This window comes from Stappia sp. ABD4_338 (genome assembly GCF_056312175.1).
Genome location: NZ_CM149982.1, coordinates 2,916,307 through 2,932,686 on the forward strand (window position 1 = coordinate 2,916,307; position 16,380 = coordinate 2,932,686).

The window sequence follows — 16,380 nt, forward strand, 5'->3', positions numbered from 1 at the left end:
CGGTCCAACTCAGACCTCGTCGGCGCTGTAATCGTAGCGGGTGTTGCAGAAACGGCAGGTCACCTCGATACGCCCGTCGACGGTCATGTCGGCGCGCTCCTCGTCGGTGAACCCCTTCAGCATGGCGCGAATGCGCTCGTCCGAGCAGCGGCAACGATCGGCAAGCGGCTGCGGTTCGAAAATGCGCACGCCACGCTCGTTGAACAGTCGATACAGGACCTGCTCCGCCGTGATCGCGGGGTCGGTGAGTTCGTCGTCGCGCAAGGTTTCGACCAAGGCACGTGCCTCGGTCCAGGCGTCGTCCTCGTCGTGCTGTGCGACTTCCGCCCCTTCGGGCGCATCTCCGGGTGCGAGATCCGGCTGGCGCATGCGCTCCGGCGCCTCGGGCAGGAACTGGGCAAGCACGCCGCCGGCAATCCACGCGTGGGACGGGGCGGAGCCTTCCCTGCGGTCGAGCACCTCGCCGACGGCGAGGCGAACGACGGTCGGGATCTGCTCCGACTGCGCGAAGTAGCGGTGGGCGACCTCCTCGAGCGAGGCTCCGTCGAGCGCGACGATACCCTGGTAGCGGTTCATGGCCGCCCCCTGGTCGACGGTCATCGCCAGATGCCCCTTGCCCAGAAGGCTGGCGCTGTCGGCCTTGCCCTCGGCCTCGGCCTGCCTGACCGCATCCTCGTCGAACTGGGCACAGGCACGCAGGCCGTCGGGCGTGGCGAAATCCACGACAAGCATGGAGACCGGACCGTCGGACGTCGTCTGCAGGGTAAACCGACCCTCGAACTTGAGCGAGGTTCCAAGCAGCGAGACAAGCGTCGCGGCCTCCGCGAGGAGCCGGGAGACCGGTGCGGGATACGCGTGGCGCTTGAGGATGGTGTCGAGCGCCGGTCCCATCATCACGGCACGACCGCGCACGTCGAGCGGCTCCACCGCGTAAGGCAGAACGGCATCGCGCCCGGCCGGCGCGACGCCGAGCCGGTCGAGTTCGTCGGAAACGCTCATCGGGCCGGCAGGGCTCCCAGGCACCAGGCGAGAATGCCCTTTTGCGCGTGAAGCCTGTTCTCCGCCTCGTCGAAGACGACGGAGTTCGGTCCGTCCATGATCTCCGAGGTCACTTCCTCGCCGCGATGCGCCGGCAGGCAGTGCATGAAGATCGCCTGCGGGTCAGCCTCCGCCATGAGGCGGGCATTGACCTGATAGGGCTTCAGCAGGTTGTGGCGGTCGCCCTCGTCGTCGCCCATGGACACCCAGCAGTCGGTCACGACCGCGTCGACGCCCTTGACGGCCTCGAAGGGATCATCCGTCACACGGATCTCGGCCCCGGCCTTGCGGGCCTCGGCGATCAGATCCGAAGGCGGCGCGAGCTGGGCCGGCGTCGCAATGCGAAGCTCGAAGTCGAACTTCGACGCGGCGTGAACCCAAGAGGCCAGCACGTTGTTGCTGTCGCCGGTCCAGGCAACGGACCGCCCGGCGATCTTGCCGCGATGCTCCTCGAAGGTGAGCACATCGGCCATGATCTGGCACGGGTGGGTGAGCTTGGTCAGGCCGTTGATCACGGGGACGGTTGCGTTGTCGGCCAGCTCCTGCAGCGCTTCGTGATCCAGGATCCGGATCATGATCGCATCGACATAGCGCGACAGCACACGGGCCGTGTCGGCAATGGTCTCGCCGCGACCGAGCTGCATTTCGGCGCCGGTCAGCATCAGCGTCTCACCGCCCAGTTCCCGCATTCCCACGTCAAAGGAGATGCGGGTACGCGTCGAGGGCTGCTCGAACACCATGGCCAGGACACGGCCTGCAAGCGGGCCGTCGCCACTCACGCGCACGGGACCGCGCGCTTCCTTGATGCGGCGGCTTCCATCCAGGATGAAGCGCAACTCCTCGGCGTCGACGGTGGTCAGATCGAGAAAATGGCGGGGCTGAGCAGTCATCACTCGGCCGCTCCCTTCTTCATGTCGCTTTCCATGGCTTCCGCGGCGGTCTCGATACGGGAGACCGCTTCCTCGATCTCCTCCGCCGTGATCGTCAGCGGCGGCAGGATACGCAGAACGTTCTCGCCCGCACCGACGGCCAGCACGCCGGCGTTGCGGAAATGGTCGAGAAGCGCGGTGTTGGTCACACGGCACTTGAGGCCAAGCATCAGCCCCTTGCCGCGCAGGTCTTCGAAGATGTCGGGATGGCGGTCAACGACGCCGGAGAGCTTCTGCGTCAACAAAAGCCCCTTCTCGCGCACGCCCTCCAGGAAGCCGGGGGCGAGCACCACGTCGAGCACCGCGTTTCCGACCGCCATGGCGAGCGGGTTGCCGCCATAGGTCGTGCCGTGGGTGCCCGGCTGCATGCCGTCGGAGGCTTCCTCGGTCGCAAGACACGCGCCGAGCGGGAAACCGCCGCCGATACCCTTCGCGATCGCCATGATGTCCGGCGTGATGCCGGCCCATTCGTGGGCGAAGAGCTTGCCGGTACGCCCGACTCCGGTCTGGACCTCGTCAAGGATCAGCAGGATGCCGTTCTCGTCGCACATCCTGCGCAGGTCGCGCAGGGTCTCCGTGTCGACGGCGCGCACCCCGCCCTCCCCCTGGATCGGCTCGATCAGGATTGCGGCCGTCGTCTCGGAAATCGCGGCCAGCAATGCGTCACGATCGCCAAAGGGGACCTGGACGAAGCCGGGAGCCTTGGGACCGAAGCCCTCGAGATATTTCGCCTGTCCGCCGGCGGCGATGGTCGCCAGAGTCCGGCCATGGAAGGCGCCCTCGAACGTGATGACATCGACGCGCTCGGGCTGCCCCTTCACGTGAAAATGGCGGCGCGCGGTCTTGATAGCGCATTCGAGCGCCTCCGCACCGGAGTTGGTGCAGAACACGCGATCGGCGAAGGTCGCCTCGACGAGCTTGCGGCCGAACTCTTCCTGACCGGGGATCTGGTAGACGTTCGACACGTGCCACAGCTTCTCGGCCTGGTCCCTCAGCGCGGACACCAGAGCCGGGTGGCTGTGGCCAAGCGAATTCACGGCGATGCCGGCGGCGCAGTCGAGAAAACGTCGCCCGTCGGCCGTCTCCAACCACACCCCCTCGCCGCGCTCGAACACCAGGTTCGCGCGGTTGTAGGTCTGATAGAGAGATGAGCCAACCATTGCCGTCTTGCTCCTTGGTTGCCGGCGCCCTTGTCACAAGGCGCGTCATGCGTTTGGCCTGTCGCCGGATCTGTGGTGTCGGGAAGATCGCGGTGCCACGGGCAGCGCCTTCCCCCGAAAAGCACAGCGCCGCCCCGGAAGGCGGCACGACGATCGGACCGATATACACCGCGCATGCGCGGCAAAGTCAACGAAATAGCATGCGCGCACGACGTGCGCCCGCGCCGGTCACGCGCCGTTTGCTGGGGAAAACCTCAGCTATCCCCAAGTGAATCGGGCCGGAACCTTGCACCAAAAACCCGGCATATTGTAGGTTTTTTCCAGACAGACACGACATATCGTGTGCCTGACTCAGAATAGCCTCAAAATCCGGCAATTGGCGGGACACCTACCCGGTGTGCCGGCAAGGTTTTATTAACCATATGCCGGGTGGGCGACCAAGACGGAGTGTGACGCATGTCCTGGACAAGCGAACGTGTCGACCTTCTCAAGAAGCTTTGGCTGGACGGACTGAGTGCCAGCCAGATCGCTGCTGAACTGGGCGGGGTCACGCGCAACGCGGTGATCGGCAAGGTGCACCGTCTCGGTCTGTCGGGCCGGGCCAAGGCGCCGGCGGCGCCCGCCAAGGCGCGCAAGACGACGCGCCCTGCGAACGGCGATGCCCAGCCCTCCTCTCCGGCCGAGACCGGCGGCAGCGCCCCGCAGACCGTCGGCGCCACCGCGCTGAAGGTCGAGGCGACGCCCGCCCCCGCGCCCGTTGAAAAGCCCCGGGCGGAGGTCGTTCCGATCGCCAAGCGGGCCTCGATCCTCACGCTTACCGAGCGCACCTGCAAATGGCCGATCGGTGATCCGACGAAGGACGATTTCTACTTCTGCGGCAACTCCTCCGAACCGGGCGTGCCTTACTGCCCGTACCATTGCCGCATTGCCTATCAGCCCGCCAACGACCGTCGTCGCGACCGCAATTCCGCGACCGGTTGACCTGCATCACAGCGGCAAGCGAAAACGACAAAGGCCCGCGTGGATCACGCGGGCCTTTGTCGTATCGGTCACCCGATCCCGCCGGCGGATCGCTCCACCGGCGCCGGACCATCAGGAGGCGGCGGCGAACTGGTCGTTAAAGGCGTAGCCGGCTCCGCGCACGGTGCGGATCGGATCGACGGCCTTGCCGCGATTGATTGCCTTGCGCAGGCGCCCGACGTGAACATCCACCGTGCGCTCGTCCACATAGACGTCATGTCCCCACACGCCATCAAGGAGCTGTTCGCGGGAAAAGACGCGGCCGGGTGAGGTCATCAGGAACTCAAGCAGGCGGAACTCGGTCGGCCCCAGGTGGATTTCCCGGCCCGACCGGCGAACCCGATGGGTTTCGCGATCAAGCTCCAGGTCCCCCGAGCGCAGCAACGAGGAAACGACCTCAGGCTTGGCCCGGCGCAGCATGGCCCGCACGCGCGCCATGAGCTCGGGGATCGAGAAAGGCTTGACCACATAGTCGTCGGCGCCAGTGGCGAGACCGCGAATGCGCTCCTGCTCCTCGCCACGCGCCGTCAGCATGATCACCGGAAGGCGCTCCGTCTCGGAGCGCGAGCGCAGCCGACGGCACAGCTCGATGCCGGAAAGGCCCGGCAGCATCCAGTCCAGGATCATCAGGTCGGGCTGGTCCTCGCGCAGGCGGATATCCGCCTCGTCACCGCGCATACAGGTCTCGACCGTATATCCTTCCGCCTCGAGGTTGTACCTCAAGAGCATGGCAAGAGGTTCCTCGTCCTCGACAATCAGAACCTTCGGCATTCCCGCAAACCTCGTTTTTCGTTGTGGCGGACGGGGCGCCGGTACGTCCCGTCCGGGATCCGTCGCGTGCGGCGGCGCCTGACCGCGCACGCATAAAGCCGGATCAGACGCCGGTCTCGACGCCCATCTCGTCCTGCTTCTGGCGCTCCTCGAGCGGCTGGACACCCGTCGACATGTACATGACATTTTCCGCGATGTTGGTCGCGTGATCGCCGATGCGCTCGATGTTCTTGGCGCAGAACAGAAGGTGGGCACAGATCGAGATCTGACGCGGATCCTCCATCATGTAGGTCAGGAGTTCACGGAAGATCGACGTGTAAAGCGCGTCCACCGCGTCATCGCGATCGCGCACCGCCTCGGCGGCCTGGGCATCCCGCGCGCCATAGGCATCGAGCACGTCCTTGAGCTGCTCCTGCGCAAGCTCGGACATATGCTCCACGCCAAGCGCGAACTTCTTGCTGTCGAACGAGCCGTCGATGGCGATGACACGCTTGGCGATGTTCTTGGCCAGGTCGCCGACGCGCTCCAGGTCGTTGGAAATGCGCATCGCCGAGATGACATCGCGCAGGTCCTGTGCCACCGGCTGGCGGCGGGCGATGATGAGGATCGCCTGTTCCTCGACCTCGAACTGGAGCTGGTCGACGCGCTTGTCCTGGGCAACGACGCGGCGCGCGACTTCCTTGTCGAGACGCACGAGCGCGGTGATGGCCTCGCTAAGCATGGCCTCCGCGAGGCCGCCCATCTCGGACACGCGTCCGGCGATCGCCTTCAGTTCCTCGTCGAAGGATGTGACGGTATGGCTGGTCATGTCTGGTCTCCCTTGCGGGCAAGGGCCTGGGACGGTCCCGGGCGACGGCGCATGACGCCCCGCCCGCTCCCTGTCCTCAGCCGAAGCGGCCCGTGATGTAGTCCTGCGTGCGCTTGTCGGTCGGGTTCGTGAAGATCTCTTTCGTATCCCCTTCCTCGACGAGATTGCCGAGGTGGAAGAAAGCGGTCCGCTGCGACACGCGCGCGGCCTGCTGCATGGAGTGCGTCACGATCACGATGGTGAAATTGGCGCGCAGCTCGTCAATCAGTTCCTCCACCTTGGCGGTGGCGATGGGATCGAGCGCCGAGCAGGGCTCGTCCATCAGGATGACCTCGGGGCTGACCGCGATGGCGCGGGCGATGCACAGGCGCTGCTGCTGCCCGCCGGAAAGGCCCGTACCCGGCTCGTAGAGACGGTCCTTGACCTCCTCCCACAGGCCCGCCTTCTGCAGGCTCGAGGCAACAATCTCCTCCAGCACGGACTTGCTCTGGGCAAGGCCGTGGATGCGGGGCCCGTAGGCCACGTTGTCGAAGATCGACTTGGGGAACGGGTTCGGCTTCTGGAACACCATACCGACCTTGGCGCGAAGCTGCACCGGATCGACTTTGGGGTCGTAGATGTCCTCGCCGTCGATCTCGATCTTGCCCTGCACCCGGCAGATGTCGATCGTATCGTTCATGCGGTTGAGGCAGCGCAGGAAGGTCGACTTTCCGCAACCCGACGGGCCGATGAAGGCCGTCACCGTCTTGTCCTCGATGCGCAGGTCCACATCCTTGATGGCGTGGGTCTCGCCGTAATAGACCTGAACCTTGTTGGCCAGGATCTTCGGTTCCTTCATGTCAGCCACCTTCTCGGCTTTGAGCATCTGGTTCATGTCACGCCCCCCTTACCAACGGCGCTCGAATCGGCGGCGCAGAATCACCGCAAGGATGTTCATGGTCATCAGGAAGAGAAGCAGGACGATGATCCCGCCCCAGGCGCGCTCATAGAACGCGGGATCGGCGCGCTTTGCCCACTCGTAGATCTGGGCGGGCATGGCCGAGTTCGGATCCAGGAAGCCGGACGCGGCCGACGTCGGGTAGTTCGAGGCGATGAAGCCGACCATGCCGATCAGAAGCAGCGGAGCCGTCTCGCCGAGCGCCTGTGCGAGGCCGATGATCGTGCCCGTAAGAATGCCGGGCATGGCGAGCGGCAGCACGTGGTGGAACACCGACTGCATCTTGGAGGCACCAACACCCAGCGCCGCGTCGCGGATCGACGGCGGAACCGCCTTCAGCGAAGCGCGGGTGGAGATGATGATCGTCGGCAGCGTCATCAGCGTGAGCACGAGACCGCCGACGAGCGGCGCCGACTGGGGCAGGTGCGCGAACTGGATGAAGGCTGCTAGGCCGAGAATACCGAAGACGATCGACGGCACGGCGGCCAGGTTCGAGATGTTCACCTCGATCAGGTCCGTGAAGCGGTTCTTCGGCGCGAACTCCTCCAGATAGATGGAGGCGGCGACACCGATCGGCAGCGCGAGCGCCAGCACGACCAGCATCATGTAGAAGGACCCGATCATGGCAACGCCGATGCCCGCTTCCTCGGGACGCGAGTCCGAGGCATCCGCGCCAAGGATGAAGTCCGTGTTGAAGCGCTTCACGACGATCCCGTCCTTGGCCAGCACATCGACGATGTCGAGATGCGCTGCGTCCAGGTTCTTGTCGTTCACGAGGGCATCACGGGTCACCCGGCCCTTCATGTATCCGTCGACCCGCGAGGACGCGAGGAGGTCGAAGGTGACCGTCTTGCCGATCTCGCCCGGATTGGCCAGGACGAAGTCGCGCACGCTCGCCGCGGCACCGGAGGACAGGAGCAGGCGAAGGTCGCGTCCGCCCATCTCGGTCTCGACGCCGACCTTCGCAAGCTCAGCGGCAAGCCCCGCCTCAATCATCGCGTTGTAGCGCGAGGTCTTCACCATGGAGGCTTCCGCCTCCTCCACCTTCTGCCGGTCGAGGGAGATCGGCACGCTGACGAAGGTCTGGCTGAACGCGGTCAGGCCGTTGGAGAAAATGGCCCAGAGAAGCGCGACGAGAAAGGCGAGGCCCACGAGGATTGCCGCGATGCCGTAAAGGCGGAAACGGGTCTCGGCGGCATTGCGCTTGCGCGTCAGCTTGTCGACGGTGAGAAGCGAGGTCTTCTTGCGCGGTCCGGACGTCTGCGACGGCGACTGCGGCTGGGACAAGGTCGCGTCGGTCATTCGTACTGCTCCCGGTATTTGCGCACGATGTAGAGCGCGAAGATGTTGAGGCCGAGCGTGATGACGAAGAGCGTCATTCCGAGCGCGAAGGCGACGAGCGCCTCGGGTGAGGCGAAGTCGGCGTCGCCGGTAAGCTGGCTGACGATCTTGGCCGTCACCGTCGTCATGGCCTCGAACGGGTTGAGGCTGAGCTTGGCGGCGGCGCCCGCGCCGAGCACGACGATCATGGTCTCGCCGATGGCACGCGAGGCGGCCAGCAGAATGGCGCCGACGATGCCCGGCAACGCCGCGGGCATGATCACCTGCTTCACGGTCTCGGAATGTGTCGCGCCGAGGCCGAGCGACCCGTCACGCATCGCCTGGGGCACCGCGTTGATGATGTCGTCCGACAGGGAACTGACGAAGGGGATCAGCATGATGCCCATGACGAGGCCGGCCGTCATGACGGCGGTGCCGCCAGCCATCCAGTTCACCCCCAGCACGCCACCGGAGCCGAAGACGCTGACAAGCAGCGGGCCGACCGTCAGAAGGGCGAAGAGACCGTAGACGATGGTCGGAATGCCGGCGAGAACCTCCAGCATCGGCTTGGCGAAGGCACGAACCGTCGGCGGGGCGTACTCCGAAAGATAGATCGCCGCGAACAGGCCGACGGGGACCGCGACCGCGAGCGCGATCAGGGAGATGTAGAGTGTCGCCCAGATCAGCGGGAGAATTCCGAGTTCGGAACCACCGCCGAAGCTCGGGCTCCAGGTCGTGCCCAGAAAGAACTCGCTCGCCGGATAGAGACGGAAGAACTCGACCGTGTTGAAGATCAGCGACAGCACGATGCCGAGCGTCGTCAGGATCGCGATCGACGCGGAAACGATCAGCAGCCACAGGACCGCCTTCTCGACAGTGTTCCGGGCGCGGAAGAGCGGGATGGTGCGCAGGTAGGCGAATGCGAAACCGGCGATCGCGAGCCCCAGAACCACGACGGTCCGGACAATATCGCCCGTGGCGGTCAGAGCCCGGTAACGCTGCGCGGCACGCAGGGTCTCGGCGGTCACGTTCGAACCGAGGGCGACACCCACTTCGCCGAGACGGTTGCGCACGTCGGTAAATTCGGTGCGGATGGAATCTGCCATGTCCGCGCTCATCGCGCCTTGCGCGACGGCAAGGTCGAGGCCATGGGCCGTCCGCCGGACATCGCTCATGACGAGGTCACGCGAACTCTGGTCGGCGGTCTCCTGCGAGATCATCGAGGAGACCTGGCCATCGATCACCATGGGCTGGACGAGAAGCCAGACAGCCAGAAGGACGAGCGAGGGGATCAACGTCACCAGCGCGACATTCCAGCCGTAATAATTGGGCAGGGAATGGAGAAGCCGGGCATCCCCCTCGACGGAGGCGAGCGCACGTCGGCGTCCCAGAAAAAATCCCGCGATGCCCAGGACGAGCAGCGCAAGAAGGATCACAGGCAATGACATGGGTTTTCATCCGACCGGAGAAAAGGGGAAAGGGCGGCTTTCGCCGCCCTTTCATTTCAAGTCGGCTCAGTGGGTCAGGACGGTTTCGTTGTTGACCGCGTCCTGCACCTTGGACAGCTCCGGATCGGAGACCAGGCCGTACTGGGCCAGCGGGCCCTTCGGGCCGGCGATCTCGTCGGAGACGAAGAACTGGGCGTACTCCTTGAGGCCCGGGATCACGCCGATGTGCGCCTTCTTGACGTAGAAGAACAGCGGGCGGGAAACCGGATACTCGCCCGAGGCGATCGTGGCGGTCGACGGGGTCACGCCGGACATGGTCGCGACCTGCAGCTTGTCGGTGTTGTTCTCGTAGAACGAGAGACCGAACACGCCGATGCCGTCCTTGTTGGAGTCGATGCGGGCGAGCGTCTCGGTGTAGTCGCCGTCGATGTCGACCGAACGACCGTCCGTGCGCAGCTCCATGCACTTCTTCTCGGCAGCCTTCTTGTCCATGCCGCCGTCGACCATGGCCTTGAGAGCACCGGTGTCCTCGCAACCCTGCAGGATCACCTTCTCCTCGAAGACTTCACGGGTGCCGTGCTTGGTGCCCGGCACGTAGGCCTGGATCTGCTGGTCGGGAAGCGCGTCATTGACCTGCTTCCAGGAGGTCGCCTCGTTGGCGACGAGCTTGCCGTCGACGACGACCTCGGCGGCGAGCGCCTTGTACCAATCGGACGGGGTGAAGGCGAAGGAGTTGCCGTTGATGTCCGAGGCGAAGACGATACCGTCATAGCCGATGCGGACTTCCATGATGTCGGTCACGCCGTTCTCGGCGCAGGCCTTGATCTCTTTCTCGCGGATCGAGCGCGAGGCGTTCGCGATGTCGATCGTGTTCTCGCCGACACCGGCACAGAACTTCTTCAGACCGGCCGACGAGCCGCCCGACTCAACCACCGGGGTCGGGAAATCGGTGTTCTCGCCGAAGGCCTCAGCAACGATGGAGGCATAGGGAAGAACCGTGGAGGAGCCGGCGATCTGGACCTGGTCACGGGCATGGGCGGCACCGGCGAAGGCGGTGGTGGCAACCGCGAGCGCGGTGGCGCTGAGAAGAGCTTTGACGTTCACCTGACTTCTCCCTTGGATGTTCAGGATTTCACATGAGTTCCGTCACCTCGAGGCCGGAACAGGGCGGACCCTAGTCCCGCGCCATGATCCTTCTATGAAGGTTTTGTATCGGTTTTATGACAGAGCAACCAATTGAAAAAACTAATCTATGTCAGGAGCCAGCATTTTATCACCGGTCTCAGCGAGGGGTATTTTGACAGTGAAGACAGCCCCCTCCCCCAGCCGGCTGTCGATCTCGAGACGCGCACGATGCCGGGTAAGGATATGTTTCACGATCGCGAGCCCCAGACCGGTCCCCTTCATCTCGCGGCTGGTGGCGACATCGGCACGGTAAAAGCGTTCGGTCAGGCGCGGGAGGTGTTCCGGGGCGATGCCCGGACCATGGTCGCGCACGCTCAGACAGAGCATCCCCGGACGCGCGGGCGCGCCGGAGCGCTCTTCCTCCGCGACGGACAGCTTCATTTCGACCCGCCCGCCCGAGGCGCCGTATTTCACCGCGTTCTCTGCAAGATTCTCCACCACCTCGATAAGCTCGTCGCGATCGCCGCGCACGAGACAGGGGGTATCGGGGGCCTCGATCATCATGACGACGCCAAGCTCATCCGCGACCGGTTTCAGGGCATCGCCGGTCTGACGCAGGATCGGCACCAGATCGATAACAGTCTCTGGCTGGACATGCGCCTTCATCTCGATCCGCGACAGCGACAGGAGATCGTCGATCAGGCGGCGCATCCGCTCGCCCTGCTGCAGCATGATGGCAAGGAACCGCTCCCGGGCCACCGGATCCTCGCGTGCGGGTCCGAGCAGCGTTTCCGCAAACCCGGTCAGCGAGGCAAGTGGCGTACGCAACTCGTGACTGGCGTTGGCAACGAAGTCCGCCCTCATCCGCTCCAGGCGGCGCTGTTCGGTCAGATCGCGCACGGTCACGAGGATGAAGCGCGGGCCCGCCTGCATCACCGTCTCCCCGGCCATGTCCGCAATCGGCGCGATCTGCGCCTCCAACCACTGCTCCGTGGGAGCCTTCTCGCTCCACTCGATGCGCTGGGGCTCACCATGCGCAATCACCTTGTCCAGAGCTTCGACAACGGCCGGCGAGCGCAGACGGAAGGAGACCGGGTCCCCCGGATGCGGATCACCGAAACGCTGCTGTGCCGCGCGGTTGACGTATCGAGTGATGCCACGGTGATCGACGATGAAACAGGGATCATGCAGCGCTTCGGCTATGCGCTTCATGCCGGTATCGGGCCAGGGCGTCACGGCGCGCGCCTCGCGCATCCGCCGTATCACGGCCTTGCGCCGCTGGGGCGCAAAAAGCGCGGCAACCACCAGAAGCGCAAAACCGCCAAGCGCCGCCCACACCGGCACGGCACCGCTTCGATGGGCCACCACCGCCAGGATCAGCGCGGCACCGAGCACCCAGCGCTGGGTCACGATGCGCTCACGCAGGTCAGGGCGCAGGTGCCTCTGGTCGGGCCGTCCGGCCGCGGTCGTCTCGTCACTCATGAACTGGCCTCACAAATGCCGCGCCCTGCTCAAGGCTCGGCCGGGCCCGCCAGCCCGCCCTTTCGGCACACCGCAAAAGAGGGCCGGCTTTAACACGCCGGGCATGACAGACCCAAGACATGCCCGTTTTTCCTCGTCAAGCCGGCAAAGCTTCAGAGCTTCTCCTGATCGGCCGAAGGACGCCTGTCTTTGCGGTCCGCGGGCGAAGTGCTATGAAAACAGGCGTGCGCCAGACCATCATGGCGACTTTGAAGCCCTCTCAACGTGGACCGGGACGGGATGACACCTGCACAGGCGGCACAGGCCGTTCAGGGCGCGCTTGCGCGCGGCGATTGGGAAAAAGCGGTCACGGCCTTGCAGGTTCTCGCGCTCGCCGATCCGCGCAACGCCTCCATCCGCTACAATCTGGGCCTCGCCCTGCGTCGGCTCGGCAAGGACGAGGAAGCACTTGCGGCCCTTTCATCGGCCTGCAATCTCGCGCCCTCGCACCTCAACGCGCGGTTCGAACACGCAGCCTGCCTGATGGACCTGGGACATCTCGAGGACGCCGGAAAGGCCTTTTCCGACTATTGCCGGGCTGCGGATCAGGATGCGGACGGATGGCTCAATCTCGGCCGCATCCGCCTGCGCCTTGGCGACGCCCAGGGTGCTGTCGAGGCGCTTGAGCGTTGCCTTGCCCTGCGCCCCGACGACAGGGAGGCGCTTCTCGCGCGTGGCGAGGCCGTGCAGCTTGAAGACCGTGAGCGCGGCCATGCAGACCTGCGCCGGCTCTACGCGGACCATCCGCAGGACCGTGCTCGCCTGCTCAAGGCCATGACGCAGGGGCCGCGTGGAAGACTGCCGCTGTCCGGCACAAGGCTCGCCGCGCGTCAGGCCTTCGGTAGCCCCGCCCGAAACCGCTTGCGATAGGCACCCGGCTCCGCCTGAAGCACCTGCTGGACCTCGCGGTGGCGCGCAAGATCCGCCTCTTCCATCGCCTGACAGGAAAGCTCCAGCGCATCCCGCCGAAGCGGAAATGCCTGGGCAACGGGCGTACCCGCCGGCAGAACACCGGAAAAGCCCGGATCGCTCCAGATCGCGGGGAAATGCACATAGCCGTCGCGAAAGCGGTCGCAATCGACGAGACCGGCAAGGGTGCGAAACGGCAGGTCTTCCCGGTTCAGCGGATGGGTGAAGAGAAGCGAGACGCCGTCCGGTGCCTCGATTGTCCAGAAGTTCGTGAACTTGACCAGAAACTGGTCGGGGGAAAGCCCGAAGGGCGCGCCCCGCGCCTGCTCCGGCGCATGGGCCCCGACGGGAGATCGGGTTTCCAGGGCATCGGCGGCAATCGGCGGGTCCCAGTCCCAGGCAATCTCGCCGTCGTCGACCTCGAGGTCGGCCGCAAGGCGAAACATCACCCCAAGCGACAGGGCGTCCACGAGCGGCGGGCAGTGTTTCATGCCGCGCAGTTCGACGCCGCCGAGCGTTTCGCTCTCGACCATGGAAGGCAGCGCGCGCAGCCAGTCGGGAAGGCTCGCCCGCGCCGGAACAGGTTCGGGAACATGACCAAGCAGCTCCGGCAGACAGCGCAGGACGAGACGCATCGCCTCTCCTATTTCCGGTCTTTCGCGGCCTGCACCAGCCGCGACAGGCAGTAGGGCCAGCCCTCGGGCGCGGACAGTGCCTCGCGGTAGGCCTCCGCGCCTTCACCGTGACGCAGGAAATCCGTATGGGTCAGTTCGACGCGGGTGCCGTCGGCGGCGGTGCGGAACTCCACCATCACACGGCTCGCGGCCGCCGGATCGGCGATCACTTCGCGGTCGGGGCCGATCTGCCAGGCAAGACGGATGAAGAGCGGGCGCTGGATGGACAGCACCGTGCCCCACACCTTGCGCGGGTGCCCTGGCGCGATTTCCTCACAGGCGCCCCCCACCATCGGCTCGATGGACAGATGGCACGCGGGATCGCGCGAGAAGGTGTATTCGGTCGGCCACCAAAGACCGAAGCGGTCGACGAAGAGCGCGAAAGCGTCCTCGCGCAGGTAGGGCACCGTTGCGTCGAAAATGCAGGGCGCTTGCGTCCCGGCCATGTCCTGGGTCCTCACAAGGTTCATCCGGCCGGCGGGATGCTGCTCCGGCTCCCGCCATACCGGTCATTCGAATCCGGCCCTGGCCGGAAGGCGCAGGGTTGCGCCGGCCGGCGGTCGCCGTCAACCGGCCTTGTCGCGCTTCTGGGCCAGCACCCACGCGGTTGCCACCACGATGGTGATGGCCACAAAGATGACGCCGATCACATTCACCACCGGCGACAGCCCGAAACGCATCCGCGCACCGATCTCGGTCACCAGCGTCCAGCTCGACCCGATGGCGAAAAAGGTCGTGTTGTAGTTCTCGATCGATTGCAGGAACGAAATCACCGAGGCGGTGATCACCGTCGGCATCAGGAACGGCAGCGTGATCCGGCGGAACACGAAGACCGACGAAGCGCCAAGATCGAGGGCGGCTTCCTCCAGAACCCGGTCCTGGCGCTGAAGACGCGCCATGAACATCAGCATGCAGTAGGACGCGATGAAGGCGGCCTGGGCAAAGGTCGCCGTCAGCAGCCCCGCCTCGAGACCGAAGATGTCGCGCCAGAAGATCATGGTCGTGGCGCCGAGAACGATGCCCGGCGTCAGGATCGGCGAGACCAGCACCGTGTAGAGAAGCGTCGAGGCTCCCGATTGCAGCCGGGTGAGGATCAGCGCACCGGCGAGACCGAGCGGGATCGCGATCACGATGACGCCGAACGCGATCTGCAGCGAGTGCAGAAGCCCCTCCAGGAACCGCTCATCCCGGGGAAGCTCGTAGAACCACTGCAGGGAGAAGCCTTGCCAGTCGGTGACCGAGGGCGTCGGATTGGCGTTGAAGGCGGCCGCGACCATGAACAGGAGCGGCAGGAACATGTAGGCGAAGAACAACACGAGATAGCCGGACAGGATGGCATCCGACCAGTCACGCGTCTTGCGGGCGGGCGCCTTCGCGGGCGTTGCCATCGGGGGCGTGGTGGCCTTGGTCATTTGGCGATGTCCCTGATGCCGACGCGGAAGACCGCCATGTTCACGAGAATGAAGGCCAGACAGGCCACGAGCAGCGCCAGCGAATAGGCCGCGCCCTCGTTCCACGCGTTCGCCTCGAAGAAGCGACGATAGATGACCTGCGAAAACCAGTCGGGATGAAGTCCGCGCCCGACGATCTCCGGTGCGGCAATCGAGCCGGCCGACAGCATGAAGGTCATGATCGCACCCACGGCGATGCCCGGCTTGGCATGGGGCAGCACGACGCGCCAGTGAATGCGCCACATGGAGCTGCCGAGATCCTTCGCCGCCTCGATCTGGTTTTTGTCCAGCGTCTCGATGGTGTTGTAGATCGGGAACACCATGAAGAGCACATAGGTGTAGGCCATGACGGTGAAGACGGCGCCGTTCGACGCGACGAAGCGGAAGCCCTCCCCGGCCTGCATGTCGATGATGCCCAACATGTCGAGCAGGCCGTTCAGGATGCCCTGCTTCTCCAGGATCATGACCCAGGAGAAGATGCGCAGCAGCTCGTTGATCGCATAGGGGATCACGAGGCCGAGCATCATGATCGCGACCTTGCGCGCGCTCCGGGTCGTCGCGACCGCATAGGCGACCGGATAGCAGACCACGAACGACAGAACCGTCACGCAGAGCGCATAGAAGAGCGTCGACAGGAAGATCTTGAAGTGAAGCTCGCTCATGTCGGTGAAGTTCTTGGTCGAATAGACCTCGTTCACCCCGACATCGGCGGCGTTGTTGGCTTCCTGCTCCTCGAGCGTCTCGATCTTTTCCTGAAGCTGCCCCTTCTCGGCTTCAAGCGCCGCGATCCGCTCGCGAAGCTCGTCGGGCGACAGTTCCTGGCGCGGCGTGCCGGAAAACGGGCTCGGTGTCCCGGGAGAGGGCATGGAGACAGAGGGGCTCGGCATGAGGCCGCCCGGGGAAGGTGTTGCCGGGGAAGGCGTCGACGGGCTCGGCGCCGAAGGCCCGGGAACCAGCGAAGGACTTGGCACGAGCGACGGCGAGGGAACGCCGGGCGACGGCGTGCCGCCGCTTGCCGGAGCACCTCCGGCGTCGACGTGCGCCTTCAGGTCTCGCAGCGTTTCGTCGATCTGGAACACCCGCACATAGGCGCTGTCGATATCCACGGAGAGCGTCGCCGCAGCACCTCCCCTGTCGGCATAGGTGAAGGCGCGCTCGACCATGCGCACTTGCGGCAAGACGATCAGCAGCAGGATCCAGCCCACCGTCATCAGCACGAAAAGGCCCGTCAGGCCCTTGCCGTAGCTCTTGATCAGCGACCCCATGACG

Annotated in this window: 16 protein-coding genes; 2 read left to right on the plus strand and 14 right to left on the minus strand. The window is 65.2% G+C overall.

Annotated elements, in window-relative coordinates; translation table 11 throughout:
• Window positions 1-9: 9 nt before the first annotated feature.
• Genes ACYX4S_RS13095 through ACYX4S_RS13105 form a run of 3 tightly spaced genes read right to left on the minus strand, consistent with a single transcriptional unit; the run spans window position 10 to window position 3,127 of the window.
• On the minus strand, window positions 10-999 hold the full coding sequence (locus tag ACYX4S_RS13095; protein WP_476360501.1) for an Hsp33 family molecular chaperone: 990 nt from the start codon (window positions 997-999) through the stop codon (window positions 10-12).
• Window positions 996-1,928: an ornithine carbamoyltransferase gene (argF, locus tag ACYX4S_RS13100; protein ID WP_293719673.1), complete on the minus strand. Its 933-nt coding sequence runs from the start codon at window positions 1,926-1,928 to the stop codon at window positions 996-998. The genes ACYX4S_RS13095 and argF overlap by 4 nt, the downstream gene beginning before the upstream one ends.
• Window positions 1,928-3,127: an acetylornithine transaminase gene (locus tag ACYX4S_RS13105; protein WP_476360502.1), complete on the minus strand. Its 1,200-nt coding sequence runs from the start codon at window positions 3,125-3,127 to the stop codon at window positions 1,928-1,930. Before ACYX4S_RS13105 ends, argF begins: the two co-directional genes overlap by 1 nt.
• 456 nt (window positions 3,128-3,583) lie before the next feature.
• Here ACYX4S_RS13105 and ACYX4S_RS13110 point away from each other — a divergent pair, with 456 nt between their 5' ends.
• Window positions 3,584-4,108: a GcrA family cell cycle regulator gene (locus tag ACYX4S_RS13110; protein ID WP_476360503.1), complete on the plus strand. Its 525-nt coding sequence runs from the start codon at window positions 3,584-3,586 to the stop codon at window positions 4,106-4,108.
• A 111-nt stretch (window positions 4,109-4,219) separates the two neighbouring features.
• Here ACYX4S_RS13110 and phoB read toward each other — a convergent pair whose 3' ends face one another.
• The 7 genes from phoB to ACYX4S_RS13145 all read right to left on the minus strand — a co-directional run bounded on the left by phoB (window position 4,220) and on the right by ACYX4S_RS13145 (window position 12,038).
• Entirely contained in the window at window positions 4,220-4,918 is a 699-nt protein-coding gene (phoB, locus tag ACYX4S_RS13115) for a phosphate regulon transcriptional regulator PhoB (protein ID WP_293719667.1), read from the minus strand.
• A 103-nt stretch (window positions 4,919-5,021) separates the two neighbouring features.
• Window positions 5,022-5,726 (minus strand): phosphate signaling complex protein PhoU, encoded by a 705-nt coding sequence (gene phoU, locus ACYX4S_RS13120; RefSeq protein WP_422068106.1) that lies wholly within the window; start codon window positions 5,724-5,726, stop codon window positions 5,022-5,024.
• Window positions 5,727-5,802: 76 nt separating this feature from the next.
• Complete coding sequence (pstB, locus tag ACYX4S_RS13125; RefSeq protein WP_293719664.1) at window positions 5,803-6,600, minus strand: phosphate ABC transporter ATP-binding protein PstB; 798 nt, start codon at window positions 6,598-6,600, stop codon at window positions 5,803-5,805.
• Window positions 6,601-6,612: 12 nt separating this feature from the next.
• A complete protein-coding gene (gene pstA, locus ACYX4S_RS13130) occupies window positions 6,613-7,965 on the minus strand; it encodes a phosphate ABC transporter permease PstA (RefSeq protein ID WP_476360504.1) in 1,353 nt (450 codons plus the stop codon).
• Window positions 7,962-9,431: a phosphate ABC transporter permease subunit PstC gene (pstC, locus tag ACYX4S_RS13135; RefSeq protein WP_476360505.1), complete on the minus strand. Its 1,470-nt coding sequence runs from the start codon at window positions 9,429-9,431 to the stop codon at window positions 7,962-7,964. The genes pstA and pstC overlap by 4 nt, the downstream gene beginning before the upstream one ends.
• 66 nt (window positions 9,432-9,497) lie before the next feature.
• Entirely contained in the window at window positions 9,498-10,535 is a 1,038-nt protein-coding gene (locus ACYX4S_RS13140) for a substrate-binding domain-containing protein (protein ID WP_293719658.1), read from the minus strand.
• Between the two features lie 141 nt (window positions 10,536-10,676).
• A complete protein-coding gene (locus tag ACYX4S_RS13145; RefSeq protein WP_476360506.1) occupies window positions 10,677-12,038 on the minus strand; it encodes an ATP-binding protein in 1,362 nt (453 codons plus the stop codon).
• A gap of 279 nt (window positions 12,039-12,317) precedes the next feature.
• On the opposite strand from ACYX4S_RS13145, the gene ACYX4S_RS13150 reads away from it, so the two are divergent.
• On the plus strand, window positions 12,318-12,947 hold the full coding sequence (locus ACYX4S_RS13150) for a tetratricopeptide repeat protein (protein ID WP_476360507.1): 630 nt from the start codon (window positions 12,318-12,320) through the stop codon (window positions 12,945-12,947).
• On the opposite strand, the gene ACYX4S_RS13155 is transcribed toward ACYX4S_RS13150, so the two are convergent.
• The 4 genes from ACYX4S_RS13155 to ACYX4S_RS13170 form a co-directional block, all read right to left on the minus strand.
• On the minus strand, window positions 12,908-13,621 hold the full coding sequence (locus ACYX4S_RS13155; RefSeq protein ID WP_476360508.1) for a hypothetical protein: 714 nt from the start codon (window positions 13,619-13,621) through the stop codon (window positions 12,908-12,910). The two genes, ACYX4S_RS13150 and ACYX4S_RS13155, sit on opposite strands and share 40 nt — an antisense overlap.
• A gap of 8 nt (window positions 13,622-13,629) precedes the next feature.
• On the minus strand, window positions 13,630-14,106 hold the full coding sequence (locus tag ACYX4S_RS13160; protein WP_293719650.1) for an SRPBCC family protein: 477 nt from the start codon (window positions 14,104-14,106) through the stop codon (window positions 13,630-13,632).
• 120 nt (window positions 14,107-14,226) lie between these two features.
• Window positions 14,227-15,072: an ABC transporter permease gene (locus ACYX4S_RS13165; protein ID WP_422068102.1), complete on the minus strand. Its 846-nt coding sequence runs from the start codon at window positions 15,070-15,072 to the stop codon at window positions 14,227-14,229.
• Window positions 15,069-16,376 (minus strand): ABC transporter permease subunit, encoded by a 1,308-nt coding sequence (locus ACYX4S_RS13170; RefSeq protein ID WP_476360509.1) that lies wholly within the window; start codon window positions 16,374-16,376, stop codon window positions 15,069-15,071. The genes ACYX4S_RS13165 and ACYX4S_RS13170 overlap by 4 nt, the downstream gene beginning before the upstream one ends.
• Window positions 16,377-16,380: the final 4 nt, after the last annotated feature.

Coding starts and splice junctions, on each gene's coding strand:
- ACYX4S_RS13150 (WP_476360507.1), top strand. CDS start 12,318: ATGACACCTGCACAGGCGGCACAGGCCGTTCAGGGCGCGCTTGCGCGC.
- ACYX4S_RS13110 (WP_476360503.1), top strand. CDS start 3,584: ATGTCCTGGACAAGCGAACGTGTCGACCTTCTCAAGAAGCTTTGGCTG.
- phoB (WP_293719667.1), bottom strand. CDS start 4,918: ATGCCGAAGGTTCTGATTGTCGAGGACGAGGAACCTCTTGCCATGCTC.
- ACYX4S_RS13095 (WP_476360501.1), bottom strand. CDS start 999: ATGAGCGTTTCCGACGAACTCGACCGGCTCGGCGTCGCGCCGGCCGGG.
- pstA (WP_476360504.1), bottom strand. CDS start 7,965: ATGACCGACGCGACCTTGTCCCAGCCGCAGTCGCCGTCGCAGACGTCC.
- ACYX4S_RS13155 (WP_476360508.1), bottom strand. CDS start 13,621: ATGCGTCTCGTCCTGCGCTGTCTGCCGGAGCTGCTTGGTCATGTTCCC.
- ACYX4S_RS13105 (WP_476360502.1), bottom strand. CDS start 3,127: ATGGTTGGCTCATCTCTCTATCAGACCTACAACCGCGCGAACCTGGTG.
- argF (WP_293719673.1), bottom strand. CDS start 1,928: ATGACTGCTCAGCCCCGCCATTTTCTCGATCTGACCACCGTCGACGCC.
- pstC (WP_476360505.1), bottom strand. CDS start 9,431: ATGTCATTGCCTGTGATCCTTCTTGCGCTGCTCGTCCTGGGCATCGCG.
- ACYX4S_RS13170 (WP_476360509.1), bottom strand. CDS start 16,376: ATGGGGTCGCTGATCAAGAGCTACGGCAAGGGCCTGACGGGCCTTTTC.
- ACYX4S_RS13145 (WP_476360506.1), bottom strand. CDS start 12,038: ATGAGTGACGAGACGACCGCGGCCGGACGGCCCGACCAGAGGCACCTG.
- ACYX4S_RS13165 (WP_422068102.1), bottom strand. CDS start 15,072: ATGACCAAGGCCACCACGCCCCCGATGGCAACGCCCGCGAAGGCGCCC.
- pstB (WP_293719664.1), bottom strand. CDS start 6,600: ATGAACCAGATGCTCAAAGCCGAGAAGGTGGCTGACATGAAGGAACCG.
- ACYX4S_RS13160 (WP_293719650.1), bottom strand. CDS start 14,106: ATGGCCGGGACGCAAGCGCCCTGCATTTTCGACGCAACGGTGCCCTAC.
- phoU (WP_422068106.1), bottom strand. CDS start 5,726: ATGACCAGCCATACCGTCACATCCTTCGACGAGGAACTGAAGGCGATC.